The following is a 15,885-nucleotide window of genomic DNA, read 5'->3' on the forward strand; positions in this document are numbered from 1 at the left end:
GGGCTATTCAGCTGCGGGTGCCCCGCTACGGGAGGCGAGGTGCTTCTCGGCGTTGCGTTCGGCGACGACAGTCGACTTGGTGTCGACAGTAGGCTCTGCCGACATGCCCGGGCGCAGCAGACCGCGCAGGGTCGGGTTGTCGAGCACGATCTTCACCGGCACGCGCTGCACGATCTTGGTGAAATTGCCAGTGGCGTTGTCGGGCGGTAGCAGTGCGAATTCGAGCCCGCTCGCCGGTGACAGGCTGTCGACATGGCCCTTCAGCCTGGTCGAATGGAAGCTGTCGATCCGCAGCTCGACCGGCTGTCCGTTGCGGACATGGGTGAGCTGGGTCTCCTTGAAGTTGGCGACCACATAGACTTGATCGAGCGGTACGACCGCCATCAATTGCGTTCCGGCCTGGACATATTGGCCGACCCGCAGGGTGCGCGCGCCGACTGACCCGTCGACGGGCGCGGTGATCTGCGTATAAGAAAGGTTCAGTGCCGCCTGCTGCTCGACGGCGCGTGCGCGGTCGAGTTGTGCGACAGCCTGCGCGCGCTGGGTCGAAAGCACCTCGACCTTTTTGTTGGCGGCGAGCAATCCCGCCTTGCCCTGCTGCAGTTGTGCGGTCTGAGAGCGCAATGCTGCGTCGGTCTGCTGGGCGCGTTGGATCGTTCCCGAGCCCGATTTCATGAGGTCGTCGTAGCGGGCGCGCTCCTGCTGCGCGAACTTGAGGTTGGCTTCAGTCGCGTCGACCTCGGCCGCCTGCTGCTGAATCAGAGGCTGCTGCAATTCGATCTGCGCGTCGAGGTTCTTGATCGCGGCTTCCGAGGCCGCGACGTCGGCCTTGGCCTGGTTCAGCGCGGTTTTGAAGTCGCGATCATCGATGCGTGCCATCAACTGGCCGGCCTTCACCGGTTCATTGTCCGCGACCAGCACCTCGGCGATGTAACCGGAAACCTTCGGCGCAATGATTGTGGAGTCGGCTTTGACATAGGCGTCGTCGGTCGTTTCCAGGTAGCGGCCGGTAGTGATGTAGTAGTGGCTGAAAGCGGCAGCCCCGGCGACGCCAAGGGCGGCGGCGAACGCCAGAGCCGCGCGCCGGATCGCCTGACGCGACGGGCGAAGGCTTGTTTTCGTTTTCTGCTCGGAAGCATACGAAAGAGTCGACATGGTATTCTCCAAAGTCGGGTGGGCCGCTAAATCTCAATCGGGGCGGTGGACGTCATGCGTGATGATGCCGAGCTCGGGAGCTGGCGGGTCCAGGCGGCGTGGGTCGGCCAGCGTGCGGCGGATATCGTCCAATCCGCTTTGCCAATGCGCACGCATCGCGTTCAGCCCGAACTCGTAGTCCTTTGACTGACCCTCGTAGATCTTGGACTGGTAGATCAGGTGGATGATGTTGTAGGAGCGATGACGGGCCATGTCCGTGATGGCGCGGATTTCCGGATCCTGCTTTGCGCGTTCCGGCAACTCCCGGATCGTCCGCTGCAACGCCTGGCGCATCTTCTGCATGCGCAGTGCCCGGTCCGTGATAGCGCGCGTGCGGCTCGAATATTGGATGTCCTTCTGCCGGCTCGACACCTCCATCATGTCGTGAGGAACACGCCCTCTGGCCGACCAGAGATCGACCTGGAATGTCAGCGTGTCACGCGGCTCGCTGGACAGCACGCGTGAAAGAGGGGTGTTCCAGACGACACCGCCATCCCAATAGTGTTCGCCGTCGATCTCGACGGCGGGGAAGCCCGGCGGCAACGCGCCGGAGGCCATGAAATGCTTTGGTCCGAGCTTGCGTTCGGTCGTATCAAAGTAGGTCAGGTTGCCGGTGCGAACGTTGACCGCGCCGACGCTGACGCGCACGTCGCCGGAGTTTAGCCGATCGAAATCGACGAGCGTCTCCAACGTCCGCTGCAACGGCGCGGTGTCGTAGAAGCTGGTGGCTGCATCGCCCGAAAAGGGTGACCAGAACGGTGACGGGAAGCGCGGCTTGAAGAAGCCGGGTTGGCCCTGGAATAAGGCCCTCATCGCGGCAAGCGCGTTGTGCCATGAGCGCATATCGAAGGCGAAGGGCAGGGCATCGGGCAGCCCTTCGCCGGCGGGCCACCCCACCGGACACGCACAGATGGTCTCCCAGAACTCGCGTAGCCGCTCGACCCGCTGGTTTTCCGGCGATCCGGCAATGACCGCCGCATTGAGCGCGCCGATCGAAATGCCGGCCAACCAGTTCGGCCGGATACCGGCCTCGTGCAGGCCCTCATAGACGCCGGCCTGATAGGCTCCCAGAGCTCCGCCACCCTGCAGCACCAGGGCGACGACGTCATAGGGCAGCGGCGTGGACGCCTGCGGCACCGAATTGATTTGCTCGCGCATCACCTTCAGCATTTCGTAAACTCCCGATATTGCGGCTGATCCGGTCAGCCTGCGTTCGCTTCGATAAGGATCTCGGACCTGGATTCGCGTCGTAGTGCGGTCGCGCCGGGCGACAGGTAATCGTGGACGACAGTGCCAAGCCCGAGCGTCAGGTCGGCCACGAGGTGTTTGGCCGACAGCACTTGAAGGACCGGAAGTTCGGCGACGGGGGCGAGGGCATGCGAATACAGGTCCAGCGCAGCCGGCCCGGTCCATGCGCCTTTCACGGTGATGTCTTCTAGGTGGTAGCGGACCAGCTCGCAGATGCGTGCCGAGCCATCGACATGCGGGATGATCTTGAGCAGAAAGTTGGGTGCGGCGAGCTTCCTTGCTTCGACCTCGGTGTCGAGGGCGCGGTGCTTGTAACCCATGGTGCCGGTCGCGATTCGAACCGAACCGTAGTTCAAGGTGCCGACGAGCGTATCGATCTCGACCGCGAGCTTCGGTTGCGCCAGCTTCTTGGGAAAGCCCCAGAGCTCGCGTCCGCCGGCGATGGGCGGATGATCATTGAGGAACATCTGATGGGTGAAGCTGCCGGCCTGACCTTGATAGGATACCGGGATGACCTGGCCGCTTTCGGTGTAGTCGCCAAACCCCGTTGAATCCGGCATGCGGATGAATTCGTAATTCACCACCGGTTCGGTCAGCTCGAGCGGTGCCGGCACGATCCGGCGCAGCGCCTCCGGATCTGTCCGGTACTGGATTATGAAGTACTCGCGGTTGACGAAGCGGTAGGGGCCGGGTGGGAATGCCGGGTTCGTCAGTGGCATGGCGAACGCGCTCGCGCGCACGGTGTCGTGTTTCATCGGGGTCGGCTCCAGTTAGGTCGATGGCGAAGGAGCCGCGCTTCTGCGTGGGAAGCGCGACCATATCGCGTGAGGCCCTTAGACTTCGGTGACGTGCTCCGGATCGGCCGACGCCAGCGCGGCGGCACGCTCGGCCCGAGGCGGATAGATCCACACTGTGTTGATCTCGTGCTTGGTCTTCTTTGCAACCTCGCCGACGATCTCGACTTTCCGTTCCCAGCCTCGCGTGAAGAGCGCGCCGGCTTCGCCGAGGTCGAGGCACGTGACGTAGGCTTTCTGGTGATACGGCTTGGTCGGGACGCCCAGGAGCTCTGCGGCGGCATTGTTGCCCGCAAAGGCCCCCATCCTGGTGGCGTGCTGGCAGGACATCAGTGCGAAGTTGCCGATATCGTCGCACGCTGCCTTTGCGGCATCGCCAGTGGCAAAGACGCCAGGCACCGACGTCACGCGCAGATCCTGATCAACGAGCAGCCGGCCGAGATTGTCGCGTTCGGCGGGGATCTGCTTGGTCAATGGCGCGGCGCGGATGCCTGCCGCCCAGACGACTGTTTCCGCTTCGATGCGTTCGCCATTTGAAAGCGTGACACCGGCTTCATCGAGCGAGGTGACGCCAGCGCCGACCCGAGTCTCTACGCCGAGCTTGCCCAGAGCATCCTCGATGACGGGACGAGGGCCAGCGCCCATATCGGGAGCGATCGCACCGTTGCGTTCGACGATGATCACGCGCGGCTTGGCATCCTTGCCGAGGATCGCACGAAGCCGTGCCGGCATCTCCGTCGCCGCTTCGATGCCGGTAAAGCCGCCGCCGGCAACAATGACGGTGTCGCGTCCGTTTCTTGCCGGCCGATCCGCCAGGCTGTGCAGATGCCGGTCGAGGGCGATCGCTTCGTCGAGCTGGTCAACGCTGAAGCCGTGTTCGGCAAGGCCCGGAATATTCGGGCGGAAGAGCCGGCTGCCCGTGGCCACGACCAGACGGTCATAGGAGAGCGTCTTTCGCGTGCCCTTGGCGGTAGCGACCTGCAGCATGCGGGACTTGGTGTCGACCGTTTCGGCGCTGCCTTGCACGTAGACGATGTCGATGGACTTGAGGACCTCCAGCAGAGGCGCCGTCAAGGTTTCCGGCTTCGACTCGTAGAGGCGTGGGCGAACCACCAGTGTCGGCTCCGGCGCAACCAGCGCGATCTCGAGTTCGTCGGGTGAAGCGCCCTGGATCTCGCGGAGGCGTGCGGCGGAAAGTGCCGCGTACATGCCGGCGAAGCCGGCGCCAATGATGACTAGTCGCATGATCTTCTCCTGTTGGTTGATCTTCGGACATACGCGCGTTGCCGCCGGCCGCTCCCTGAGCGGCTCCTTGCGACCGGCGACGACGCGAAGAGGTGAAACGAGATCGTTATGTCTTAGGGGGAGCAGTTCGGCGTCGATGCCGCCCAGCGGCGGCGAAAGAAGATCGGCTCGGTGGCGTTCGGGCCGCCCCAATTGGCGTAGGGAAGCTGCGTGTTATCGTTGGCTACGATGGACATCGTCGGGTTCGTCCTCTGCAGGGATTGCGGTGGAATTTCCACCTCCTCGCCAGTTGCAGAGGTGAAGCGAACTGCCAACGAAAGTCCGTACACGATTGTCGTTGCGACGAGTCTCCGCCGCGGCGCGATTGCAATGAGGCTGGCGAAGGTCTTCGAGGTCATCGTTTGTCTCCGTCTATTGGGAGCGTGGGGGACCCTGATCATCTACCGGACCTGAGCTGCAACTGCGCCAGCGCGATTGCGGCAGCTGCAGAGCGATTGCTGCTACCGCATGCGCCGTCGCCAATCGCTCGGCGTTTCGCCGGTCAGTTTCTTGAATGCTGCGGTGAACGCGGTTTGGGAAGCATAGCCAAGCTGCGTGGCCACCGACGCGATCGATGCATCGGTATCGCGGAGCATGTTCATGGCTTGATCGAGTCGCTGCTGGCGCAGCCAGGCATGAGGAGAAAGCCCGGTGCTTTCCTTGAACGCGCGGCAGAAATGGAAGCGCGAGAGCCCGGCGTCCGATGCGAGCGCAGCGAGCGACACGTCAGCATCGATGTCCGAGCGCAGGCGTTCGACCGCGCGTCGCAGGGCATGGGGAGACAGCCCGCCCATGACCGGCTCGAACGTGGTTCGCACGCCGGTGTGCTCAGCCAGGATGCGTGTGGCGAGGAGATCCGTCAGTTGCTGCCTGAACAGGAGATCCAGGGCCGCATTGCCCTCCAGCACCTCTGCCGCACTCATCAGCAACCCGGATATGACGGGGTCGGGATGACCCGTTCGTTCGAGAAGATCGCCGGGAGCGGGCGCGTTGGCGTCGCGCGCAATGCGTTCGAGCGCCGTATGCGGAAGATAGAGTTGGATGACATCGACGAAGCCGGGAATATCCCATCTGGCGCTTGAACCGGACGGAATGATCGTCACGACTCCGGAACGCGCCGTTCCAATCGCAACCGATTTCCCGGTGCGCCGCTCCAGGCGCTGAACGCCTGTGGGGTAGGTCATGATGACGTGGTCGGTCATGGGCTCGACGACGTCATGCAGAGCCCCATGCTTCCAATGCGCGATGGCACCGTTGGAGGGATCCGAAGCCATTTGGAGCGGTGCGGTCTTGAGGACGCGCGCCATCTCCACGTCGGCTCGGCGCCGTTCGGCGGCGGGGGAGTCGCCGTGGCGCGCACTGGATGCGACGAGCGGAGCCTCCAAGGGATCGTGCAGGATCGGCTTGTTCACGGAGCTGTCCTCGCGTTCTGAAGGCGCTTCATCAACTGCAGGAGCGCTGTTGCTAACGGACGCGTCGCCGCCAATCGCTCGGCGTTTCCCCGGTCAATCGCCTGAACGCCGCGGCGAAAGCCGTCTGAGAGGCATAGCCAAGCTCCACCGCCACCGACACGATCGAAGCGTCGGTGTTGCGCAGCATGTTCATCGCCTGCTCGAGCCGGTATTGCCGCAACCAGGCAAGAGGTGAAAGTCCAGTGCTCTCCTTGAAGGCGCGGCAGAAGTGGAAGCGCGACAGTCCGGCATCCGAAGCCAGGGCATCGAGGGAGACGTCCGCATCGCTGTCCGAGCGCAAGCGTTCGATCGCGCGGAGGAGGACTTTCCGCGAAAGCCCACCCATGGTCGACTGGAACGTGGTTGGCGAGCTGGTGTGCGCAGCCAGGAGGCGCGTGGCCAGGAGGTTTGTCAGCTGATGCCTGAACAGCGCATCCAGTGCCCGATTGCCCTCGAGCACACCGGCAGCGCTCAGGAGCAATCGGGATGTAATGGGGTCGGGATGCGCCGTTCGTTCCAGGAGGTCGGTCGGTGTGCCGGTCCCAGCTTCGTCGGCAACGCGCTTCAGCGTTTCGTGAGGAAGATAAAGCTGAACGACGTCAACGGGCTTCGGAATATCCCATCGGGAGCTTGATCCTTCCGGAATGATGATCACGACCCCGGGACGAAACGTTCCACTCGCAACCGATCTTCCCGACCGTCGCTCCATGTGCTGCGTCACGCCGTTGTAAGCCATGATGACGTGGTGGCTCATGGGTTCGACGACGTCGTGCAATGGTTCATGCTTCCAGTGGGCGATCCCGGCCCCGGAGGCGTCCAATGCCATGCGAAATGGCGTGGTGTGGAGCACACGCGCCATCTCGGCGTCGGCGGCACGCCGGTCGGCGGTGGGCGAAGAGTCCGAGCGCGCCGCAGGCGCGGACAGCAGAGCTTGCAAGGAATCGTGTGACGTTGGTGTGCTCATGGCGTGTGCTCATTTCCTGAAGGCGCGGAGACCCCGTCCCTCCAGTGCTCGCGACAATGAAGGCAAACGTCACGCGAGGGTATCGTGCAACCGGTCGGGTCTTGCTGAGTGAGGGAATAGATCGACCTATACTATGGGATAGCAGGGGTTGGACGGCGCGATCGCATCGCATTGTCGCCCTCCAAAAAAGCCACTGAAAGGGCGGGCGAAATCAGTGAGGCGCTCCATCCGGATTGCCACCGGCCAACATTGGCAACGGAAGCGTAAAGCGAAAATGCGCGCCGCCGTTCGGTCGATTTATACCCGAGATGCTGCCGCCATGCGCGGTGATGATCGAGTGGCAGATGGCCAAACCGATGCCGAGTCCGTTATCCTTGGTGCTGAAGAAGCTGTCGAAAATGTGTCCGAGATAAGCTTCGGGAACGCCAGGTCCGTTGTCGAGGACGGAAAAGACCACGGCCTCTTCCTTCTCAAGGCGCGTCTGGATATCTATTCGGCGCACGGGTTGTCCCGACTGCACGACTGCCTGGACACTGTTGACGAGCAGATTGATGACCACCTGCTGCAACTGAATCCGGTCGCCCATCACCTGGGGCCGATTGAAGTCGAATGCCGTAGACAGGGCGATCGACTTGGAGTCGATGTCGTGTCGGATGAACAGGATCGCTTCCTCAACGGCCTCGTTGAAATCCAGGAGGCGTATCTCGGGCTCATGCTTGGCCGCCATGCCTCGTATGCGGTGAATGATCTCACTGGCTCGACGCGCATTGGACACAATTCGCGACGTGAGTTGATTGACCTTCTCGATGTTTGGATCGGGACGAGCCAGCCATCTCAGGCTCGTCTCACCGTTGGTCACGATGGCCGTAAGCGGCTGGTTGACTTCGTGCGCGATCGACGTCGCCAACTCTCCGAGAGTTGCGATGCGGCCGGCATGCGAGAAATCCGCCTGCAATTTTCGCAGTTGTTGCTCCGCATTCAAACGCTCGCTGATGTCCAGCATCGTTATAAACGTGTTGTCAACCTGCTCGGGTGGCACTGGATAGGTCACCGTGAAGAGCACGTCGATGATCGAGCCGTCGAAGGCCAGAATCCTGGTCTGCTCGACGAAATTCCGTCGTCCCTCGAAATGGGCGACCATGACCCGCTCGGCGAGCCCCGGGGCGGCCGCGAAAATGTAGCGGACGGGCTTGACCATGTCGGTGCGGTTGGCCGCACGAAACAGTGACGCCGCGTCCCGATTGGCGTCCGTCACGCGAACGACGTCCTTGGCATGCTCGACCAGCTCCGGATGCTGCTCGAGATAGGCCGCAATGTCGCGTACTCCGCTGGCCTTCAATTGGTCGAACGCTTCGCCAGCGCTGCGGGAATCAACCTGCCAGAGTGCGGTCGGCAGGTATTGAATGAGGTTCTGGTATCTCTCCTCACTCGCTTGCAACTCCCATGATGTGCGTTCGTCGTTTCCCACGCCACTGAGCGTCACGAATACCGTCCCGGGGGGCTTCGCCTCCGCCGCGTGCCACACCCTGACGATCGGGTCCCGCAAAGCCCCGCTCATGACAATTCTGCGCGTTTCCAGCGGCGATTGGTTGGTCGCAACGCGTTCCAGCAGCCTGGCCAGAATCGCCCGGCTCTCGGCTGGCCAGAATGTACCAATGGGCTGGCCGATCATCTGCTCGTAACGGGCATGGACCCCGAACATGCGGACCGCGCGATCGTTCACGGCAACGATGTTGGCAGCAGCCAGTATGCTATCGACCCAGTCCGGCCTCCGGTCAAAATCGACGATGCAACCGTCACGCCTATCGTTGGCGATTGCATCGAGCAATGGCCGTGTCGGCGAGACGTCAAGCTCCCAGCACGCGGCGAGCGCGCCCTGCAATTCAGCGTCCTTCCGCAGGTATTCAGCTCGCGAGAGAGCTCCCAGATGTCGGCCGAACTCGACGACATCGACAAGACGACCGCTTGAGCTCCGCCTGACGATCTGGCGCACGGCAACCGTGAGCTCCGTTCCGCTCAGACTGCGCCGAGATAGCACGCCCTCCCATCGGCCTTCACGCAGCAGCGTGTTGAAATGATCATCGCCAGATGGCTCGGGCGAGCGGATCTCGTCGAGATGTCGTCCCACCACTGCCATGGCAGGCCATCCGTAGAGAGCTTCGGAGGCATCGTTCCAGTACAGGATGATGCCAGTTCCGTCACTGACGATGACGCTCTCGGATGCAAAGTCGGCCAACTCGCTGCCATGAGGCGAGGCAAATGTGCTCTGCGGGGCGGCTGGTCGTGCAATGTTAGTCATCGGACGGTGGGTCCCGTCGATCGCCGCGCCATGAGTGGCCCGCCTGGTTCAGGATGTTCTGCAAGATATGAAAGAGGACGTCGTCATTCACTGGCTTGGTCAGACAGGCATGAGCGCCGCCGCTCAGCGCGCGTGCCTGCGTGGCTGGGCTCGTATCCGCGGTGATGAAGATGACGGGCATTGATGAGCCTAGTTCGCGCAGTCTCTCCTGAAGCTCGAGCCCGCTACGGCCCGGCATGCTCACGTCCGTGATCAGACAATCAAAGCGGCCTGGCTCAAATTCGGCCATGAAGGCTTCCGCCCGATCAAAAGTGTGAGATGGCACGTCCATCACCTGAAGCAGGTCGGAGAGAGCCTCACGCACAGCTTCGTTGTCATCGACGATGGCGACTAAGGGCGTTTCGGACGAGCGGTTGTCATTCGCGGGCATGGCATGACGACCATCCGCCGATTGCCGGCCGGCTTGTACCTGTTCTTTGGTGTAGGTTGCCTACTCCCCTCGAAGCTCCACAGGCAACGTTTCCCATATGCGGATCAGATCTCCAACTGACGTCGCTTGCAGTTTTCTGCTTGCATTGCTGCGGTGAAGCTTAACGGTGATTTCGCTTATGCCGAGGTCGAACGCGATCTGCTTGTTGAGGCGACCCCTTGCCACCTCGCGCACCACTTCGCGCTCGCGCGGTGTCAATTTGGAAAAGCGGGCGGCGTGCTGCTCGAGGCGGCTGGCCACGGCTCTCTCCAAGATATCCTTGTCGATCGCCGCCGTGACGGCATCGAGCAGCGTCTGGTCCCTGACAGGCTTGGTCAGGAAATCAACGGCTCCCGCTTTCATCGCCTGGACGGTCATGGCGATATCGCCATGGCCGGTAAGGAAGACAACCGGCCGCGTATTGCCATTTTGGGCCAGAAGCTGCTGGAGATCCAGGCCGCTTGCTCCAGGCATGCGAACGTCGAGAATCAGACAGCCCGGCCGGTCCGGAAGGTCGGCTCGCAACAATTCCTGCGTCGAGCCGAAGCAGCAAGCGTCGATGCCCACCGACAGCAGCAGCTCCCGGAGCGAAAAGCGGATTTCCTCATCATCGTCCACGATCAGGACAAGCGGACGATCGGTTTTCTCGGCAACGATACTCATCGGAAAGCGGGATAGGGGCGACAGGGTCTGCTGGTGGGCGGATGCGATTGTCCGAAGCATTTGCATGGTCTCCTGGTCGCTTCTGCCCCGCGGTCTTTCGACTGCTTTCTTCACGAACGCTCATGAGCCTTACGTCCTGACGCAGCCATCCACGGACGTCCGGGCTTCTACGGTGTTATAAGGGTTGTACGATTTCGGCGTCTTTCCTAAATCCACCGTGCTTTGTCCGATTCTGTTCCGAGCACGGAACTGTGAGCGGCGGGGGAACTCGCAGAGGTGGCTCATCAAGAGATGTGACAAAGGTCTTGAATTTGCTTCGGAATCGTCCCGCGAGCGTTGGCGTGGCAGCAATGGATTCGGAGCAGCAAAGCTGTACGGTCGCTTGCCGAATTCCGATAGTGTGCGGGAATCCGGCAAGCAAATCATGACCTGCTCGGTCGGACTTCACGGATGAGACTAAATCGAAATGGCACAGTCGCAGCCCTTCAGTCAGCGTTTCGGGAAATTCCTCCATCTGAAGGATACGCCGCCCACGCTGATTACGCGGACATTGCGCAGCCTCGAACTCTCGGTCACCGAAACCCGCAATGATAATCCAGTTCCGGGCCTTTCCGGGTCGTTGACAGCCGAGGATGCCTTCCTCGTGAGTCTGAAGCTTCATGACTATCCGGATTGTGAGCTTTGGGAAAAAGGCAAGTGCCTCATGAAGGCCGATGTTAGGGCAGGTGCCACGTACCTGTACGACCTCAAGCACGATCCGCGTTATGTGATCGACAAGCCGTTCCACTCCCTGTTTTTTTACCTTCCGCGTTCGGCGCTCGATAACATCGCAGACCAGCCCGGAGCGACACGCGTCGATCAACTCGATTGTCAGCTCGGCATAGGCCATGACGACAACGTCATTCGTCACATCGGCGCGTCGCTGCAGCAGGGGCTGCGCCGGCCGGACGAGACCAACCAGCTTTTCGTCGATCACATGATGCTCGCGCTCACCGCGCATGTCGTCCAGACCTATGGCGGCCGGAGGTGCATCAGTGAATTGCCGCGCGGCGGCCTCGCCTCGTGGCAGGTGAAGCGCGCCTGCGAAAGGCTGGACTCTGATCTCGGCGGAACGCTTTCAGTGCAACAAATCGCCGCCGAGCTTGGCCTTTCGGTCAGCCATTTCTCACGCGCGTTTCGAGCGTCCACCGGATTGCCGCCGCATCAATGGCTGCTTCGCCGGCGCGTCGAGGCAGCCAAGCAGTTGATGAACGTCCGCGACCTGCCGCTGTCCGAGATCGCGATCACGGCCGGGTTCGCCAATCAAAGCCACTTCACGCGAGTGTTCTCGGCCACGGTCGGCGTTAGCCCCGGAGTTTGGCGTCGCGACGCGCTAAACGCACCGGACAGAGAGATGTAATTCTGTTCGCTTGGACCGCCTCAACCCGCGTGGCAGATATCGATGTTCCGCGACCTCAAACATCTGAATTGACTGCCGGCACGGCGCGCAGACAAAGAGCCAGGTGCCTTCTTGCTCCATCAGGCCGTCACAGGCAGGACAACGAATCGCGAGCGTGCCGCAATCGACCATGGCGTGAATCCCTAGTCGGCGGCTTCGTGCCTCTGGATCGACGTCGGCTGTTGCGCGCGACGCAGACGAAAAAGCTGCGTCATTTCAGCAAGCTTTGACAGACACCCCTTCCGCCACCTGCTAATCCAACAGTGTTTAAGTACGTCCATCTCTGACGGTACGCCGAAGCGTAATCTCTGCGAAGCTCGAATTAGACCCTACGCGGCCGACGTTGCCGAGCTGTGCGGCGCTTTGCTTTCGCGCAAGAACCATTCGACAGGCCGCACGGAAAGGTCCGGCTCACCATCGGAAATTGACGCTCGCACGCTACTGTCGCCCAAGCAAACGTCGCCAATCGCTCCAAATGAATATTTTATGACGCACTGTGCGTGCGTAGCGAGCGCATCCCGTTGATGATCCTGTATCCCAATTCCCACACTGGGACTGAAAAGCGTCTGTTTGTTGCTTATCGGGCAGACATGCGCATCTGTTTTATTTCAACGTTTGCTTGCCTGACACAGTGATTGGCTGGAGAGATTTAAGTGGACCGTTCCCTGATAACTGATATGCCGCGCGACAAGTATGTCGGGCGGTGCGAGCAGCGAGCCTTGGACTATCTCGACCGAGACGATCTTAAAAGCGCGGTCGGGTCGTTTGTCAGCGATATGAGCGCGCGTCGCGATTGCGAATTGCCACATCACTTAGCCGCCCTCGGCGTTTTGCTGCTGATAGGGAACGATGTGCTTGGCTGGAGGACGCTGATCGAAGGAATTAGGTGATGATCGCTCGCGAGGAGTAAACAGCGGCTATTGTCTGATAGAGACCTGCAAGGCTGCGACCTTTAGGAGCGCAGCGCGGGCGACGAGATCAACACCATTTGGTCACGCGATGGAAACGTTCACGCTCATAGTTGATGGCCTCGCGCTCGCCGCTTTCGTGTCGGTTCTCATCTTTGCAAACCAAACACGAGGACGAAGGCACTAACGCCGGATGCTCATCATGTCGGCGCGCTGCCGGCTCTGCTTGTCGCAAGCCTCCCACACGAACCCCGGCTCGAGGTCGGAATGCCGCGGATCGTCGGGCCATTGATCGACCAGCGTCGGCATGAGCTTGATGTTGTGGCTGCACTTGTAGTCGGCGCAGAACACGATCAGGGTCGTTCGCACCGAATGTCTGATCGACAGTCGGCTTGGCCGCCGAAGCGGCGGCGCTGCCACAATATGCCGTTTCCGGCAGCATAGCGCACGAAACCCGCCCTGGCCGGGCTTAACCAGTTGCGAATGACGTAGATGTAGGCATTGAAGGCTGCTAGGCAGTTGCTGGGGCCCGCATCGCGGAAAGGTTGACCTGCTTCCCGTACATCCCCCAGTTGATCTCGGGGATCTCCTGGACGGCGACGTATACAGGCATTTTTCCTTCGCCAATGGCAGCGTGTTTGCCAAGGATCGCTGTGCCGTCCTCGATCAGCCGCTTCTTGCCAGGATCGTCGAGGCCGCCCTCAATTGCATTGATCAGCAGGGCTACGATCGGATGCGATGCGACTTCTCCACCGCTGAAGAAGGCGGTGGGCTCGTGCTCGGCGAAGATTACCCAGACCCCCGATCGGATTGACGATGTGTCCGCAAGGCGCTCGCACGCCATTCCGAGGTCTGTCAGTTCGGCTGCCACTCGCGCGCGAGCCTCGGGGGTGAAAGCGCCGCGGGGAGCGTGAACGAACATCTTGGGCACACAAACCTCCTCTTCTCCGGTCAAGCGCTGCTCTCACTGATGGCGGTCGCCGGCTCGTCCGAATCTCCTAGGCCGGTTCCGCAGCAACCAGGCGAGATGCTCGCGGCACTGTCACGGCAAAGACAACGAGACCGGCGAGCGTCAAAACGAAACCTGCCCAAACCGCGGACAGCAATCCGTACCCGTAGTCGCGACGGGTAACTGTGGTCCTGTTTCAGAGAGTACCACCACCCCTTCACGCTGCAAGCGAGGAGTTAAAGCAGGCAAATTCCGGTGGAGCCGCTGGAGGTTTGCGAAGCCGGAAGGTTCACTCTTTGGGGGCGGCCAAGAGTTTCAACTTCATTGCATGAACACCGCCCTCGGCAAGATCCGGCAACTTGGCGAACCACGCCTGCACGTACGGCTTGGCATTGTGTTCCTCAAAGTCTGATTCGTTGGCGAAGATTTCATAGAAGATGAAGTGGCCGTTCGCCTCCCGGTCCTCCTGCAGGAAATATGCGATAGTTTTCGGATCACTCCGAACGAGGTTGATGAGCGGCAGCGTTGCAGCGCGTAGTTCACTTTCCTTCCCGGGTTTGGCCCGGATCTCGGCGACAACCGAGAAAGCATTGTGGGGCAAACGGCTGTATCCTGCTCCCGGACCGTCCTGCCCACGTGATGGCGAGCAAGTCATCACAATGGCCAATAGTAGGAAACCCAGGGAACGCACGTTGAAAAAGTGTAGCATGCCTATTCTCTCACCTCAGAATAAAGCCGGACTCTCAACCGGCGCTCTGTGTTCGGCGACGCCATTCGAGGGCCTGCTGGAATGTCTGCTTCACGGGCTCGAGCGCTTGCACGAACTCGAGTTGCTCTCCTTCAGGCCCCTTGCAATAGATCAGCGACCAGCCATTCGACTTGCCTTGCGTAATCCTGTTGGCGTTGGCGCTCATGGGCGCAGCCTTGCGCTGTCCTTCCGTTTCCACAGAAACCACACGGTTCGCTTTCACTTGAGCCATACCGCGGCGGGCGCATTCGGCCTCAAGATCGCTGATAAACTTCGCAAAATTCACATCATCGCGAATGCAGAAGCAAATATGCATAGAGCGGGGATAGGCAGGGCTCATGTGGTCGCGCGGCTCCGCCCAACTGTCTCCGTTTCCCATGGGCTGCACCGCCTCGCGATACTGCAAGAGCTCGATCACGAAATTGTCGAATTGGACGAAGCGAACATCCAGCCGTTGCGCACCGCCTTTCAAGTCAGGCACTCCGATCGTGCGGGGATCGACTTTAAGCTCTCGCGCAATGATCTCCTGATCGGTCATTAGTGTGTTATGGATCGGCGCGCCGTGGAAGTCGCCATCGCGCATAACTTCGTTTCCGCCGAGAACCTCCGTGTAAAATTCGAAGGCACGGTCCATATTTTGGACGGTGAGGCCAAAGTGCTGGGCTCCTTGAAGCCGTGCGCCTAAAGGTCCGTTATCGCGATCAATGCGATTTTGCTGCGCTGCTACTGGCGAAGCAGAGGCTAGAATCGACGAAGCGGCTCCCGCGAGTGTTGCGCCTCCGGCCGCAAGAATGACTTCGCGACGGTCGTGAGTTATCGGCTCGCTGCCAGGATTTGTCCTTCTCACAACTGCATCTCCTGTTCCGCCGTTTGATGGTGACTGGCGAAAACAATTACAGGCAGCGGCGCGCCGATGCATATCAATTGGGGTAAATTCCGATAAAAGGCGTTGCCAGCGAAGGGAAGACGCCATCCAACGTCGAAACGACAATTGTAGATTGTTGCGCATCTTCAATTGGCTGCAAGGCAACTGTTAAGCCGGACCAAAGAACGTCCAACAGCGGTACCTTCCGGCTTCGAGCCTTACGGATTGCCGCGCAGAAGGATGATGATGAATTCGGTAAAATCGCCCGGCTCGGTAGCCACGTCGATCCTGCCGCCATGCTGCTTGACAACAATTTCATGGGTCATCGAAAGACCGAGCTCCGGTTCCTTCCCGTCGGCTCGGCGGTGAAGAAGAGGTTGAACATCTTTCTCGCACCTCAGAGAGATGCTGGCGCCGTTGTCGCGAATGCGGATTTCGACAGCGTTGCCAAGAGTCCTCGCACAGGAAACCGGCTTTGGATCGCAAGGCAATTTCGTCGGAGTCTTTCGGGAAAGCGACGGGGCTGACGCCAGGTCAATATCGCGCTTGCTTCAACCATGAGGCGCGTGCTGGGATTCACCGTTCCCGCCCGCGCGTAGCAAGATTTGCGC

17 protein-coding genes are annotated in these 15,885 nt (G+C 60.8%); 2 read left to right on the forward strand and 15 right to left on the reverse strand.

Annotated elements, in window-relative coordinates; all coding sequences use genetic code 11:
- Nucleotides 1-3: 3 nt before the first annotated feature.
- The 10 genes from SO156_RS00235 to SO156_RS00280 all read right to left on the reverse strand — a co-directional run bounded on the left by SO156_RS00235 (nt 4) and on the right by SO156_RS00280 (nt 10,366).
- On the reverse strand, nt 4-1,155 hold the full coding sequence (locus SO156_RS00235) for an HlyD family secretion protein (protein ID WP_498533452.1): 1,152 nt from the start codon (nt 1,153-1,155) through the stop codon (nt 4-6).
- A gap of 33 nt (nt 1,156-1,188) precedes the next feature.
- Nucleotides 1,189-2,364, reverse strand: a complete 1,176-nt coding sequence (locus tag SO156_RS00240; protein ID WP_498533453.1) for a DUF3734 domain-containing protein — start codon at nt 2,362-2,364, stop codon at nt 1,189-1,191.
- A 32-nt stretch (nt 2,365-2,396) separates the two neighbouring features.
- A complete protein-coding gene (locus tag SO156_RS00245) occupies nt 2,397-3,197 on the reverse strand; it encodes an acetoacetate decarboxylase (RefSeq protein WP_458145790.1) in 801 nt (266 codons plus the stop codon).
- Between the two features lie 78 nt (nt 3,198-3,275).
- Entirely contained in the window at nt 3,276-4,481 is a 1,206-nt protein-coding gene (locus SO156_RS00250; RefSeq protein ID WP_498533454.1) for an NAD(P)/FAD-dependent oxidoreductase, read from the reverse strand.
- 113 nt (nt 4,482-4,594) lie between these two features.
- The gene (locus SO156_RS00255) at nt 4,595-4,879 is read right to left on the reverse strand and encodes a hypothetical protein (protein WP_498533455.1); all 285 of its coding nucleotides are present in this window, start codon (nt 4,877-4,879) and stop codon (nt 4,595-4,597) included.
- A 102-nt stretch (nt 4,880-4,981) separates the two neighbouring features.
- On the reverse strand, nt 4,982-5,932 hold the full coding sequence (locus SO156_RS00260) for a helix-turn-helix domain-containing protein (RefSeq protein WP_498533456.1): 951 nt from the start codon (nt 5,930-5,932) through the stop codon (nt 4,982-4,984).
- A 52-nt stretch (nt 5,933-5,984) separates the two neighbouring features.
- Nucleotides 5,985-6,935, reverse strand: a complete 951-nt coding sequence (locus tag SO156_RS00265; protein ID WP_498533457.1) for a helix-turn-helix transcriptional regulator — start codon at nt 6,933-6,935, stop codon at nt 5,985-5,987.
- A 211-nt stretch (nt 6,936-7,146) separates the two neighbouring features.
- A complete protein-coding gene (locus tag SO156_RS00270; RefSeq protein ID WP_498533458.1) occupies nt 7,147-9,234 on the reverse strand; it encodes a PAS domain-containing sensor histidine kinase in 2,088 nt (695 codons plus the stop codon).
- Entirely contained in the window at nt 9,227-9,664 is a 438-nt protein-coding gene (locus SO156_RS00275; RefSeq protein WP_498533459.1) for a response regulator transcription factor, read from the reverse strand. Before SO156_RS00275 ends, SO156_RS00270 begins: the two co-directional genes overlap by 8 nt.
- 60 nt (nt 9,665-9,724) lie before the next feature.
- Complete coding sequence (locus SO156_RS00280; RefSeq protein WP_498533822.1) at nt 9,725-10,366, reverse strand: response regulator transcription factor; 642 nt, start codon at nt 10,364-10,366, stop codon at nt 9,725-9,727.
- Between the two features lie 466 nt (nt 10,367-10,832).
- On the opposite strand from SO156_RS00280, the gene SO156_RS00285 reads away from it, so the two are divergent.
- Both SO156_RS00285 and SO156_RS00290 read left to right on the forward strand, forming a co-directional pair.
- Nucleotides 10,833-11,765, forward strand: a complete 933-nt coding sequence (locus SO156_RS00285) for a helix-turn-helix domain-containing protein (protein WP_498533460.1) — start codon at nt 10,833-10,835, stop codon at nt 11,763-11,765.
- A gap of 692 nt (nt 11,766-12,457) precedes the next feature.
- Complete coding sequence (locus SO156_RS00290) at nt 12,458-12,694, forward strand: hypothetical protein (protein ID WP_498533461.1); 237 nt, start codon at nt 12,458-12,460, stop codon at nt 12,692-12,694.
- Between the two features lie 201 nt (nt 12,695-12,895).
- On the opposite strand, the gene SO156_RS00295 is transcribed toward SO156_RS00290, so the two are convergent.
- The 5 genes from SO156_RS00295 to SO156_RS00315 form a co-directional block, all read right to left on the reverse strand.
- Nucleotides 12,896-13,081 carry a hypothetical protein gene (locus SO156_RS00295; protein ID WP_458145799.1) on the reverse strand — a complete coding sequence of 62 codons (186 nt, stop codon included), beginning with the start codon at nt 13,079-13,081 and terminating at the stop codon, nt 12,896-12,898.
- 142 nt (nt 13,082-13,223) lie between these two features.
- The gene (locus SO156_RS00300; RefSeq protein ID WP_458145800.1) at nt 13,224-13,643 is read right to left on the reverse strand and encodes a tautomerase family protein; all 420 of its coding nucleotides are present in this window, start codon (nt 13,641-13,643) and stop codon (nt 13,224-13,226) included.
- Between the two features lie 307 nt (nt 13,644-13,950).
- The gene (locus tag SO156_RS00305; RefSeq protein ID WP_498533462.1) at nt 13,951-14,370 is read right to left on the reverse strand and encodes a putative quinol monooxygenase; all 420 of its coding nucleotides are present in this window, start codon (nt 14,368-14,370) and stop codon (nt 13,951-13,953) included.
- Between the two features lie 34 nt (nt 14,371-14,404).
- Nucleotides 14,405-15,418, reverse strand: a complete 1,014-nt coding sequence (locus tag SO156_RS00310; RefSeq protein ID WP_498533463.1) for a VOC family protein — start codon at nt 15,416-15,418, stop codon at nt 14,405-14,407.
- A gap of 74 nt (nt 15,419-15,492) precedes the next feature.
- On the reverse strand, nt 15,493-15,765 hold the full coding sequence (locus SO156_RS00315) for an ATP-binding protein (RefSeq protein WP_498533464.1): 273 nt from the start codon (nt 15,763-15,765) through the stop codon (nt 15,493-15,495).
- Nucleotides 15,766-15,885: the final 120 nt, after the last annotated feature.

This window comes from Bradyrhizobium sp. UFLA05-125, assembly GCF_059803515.1.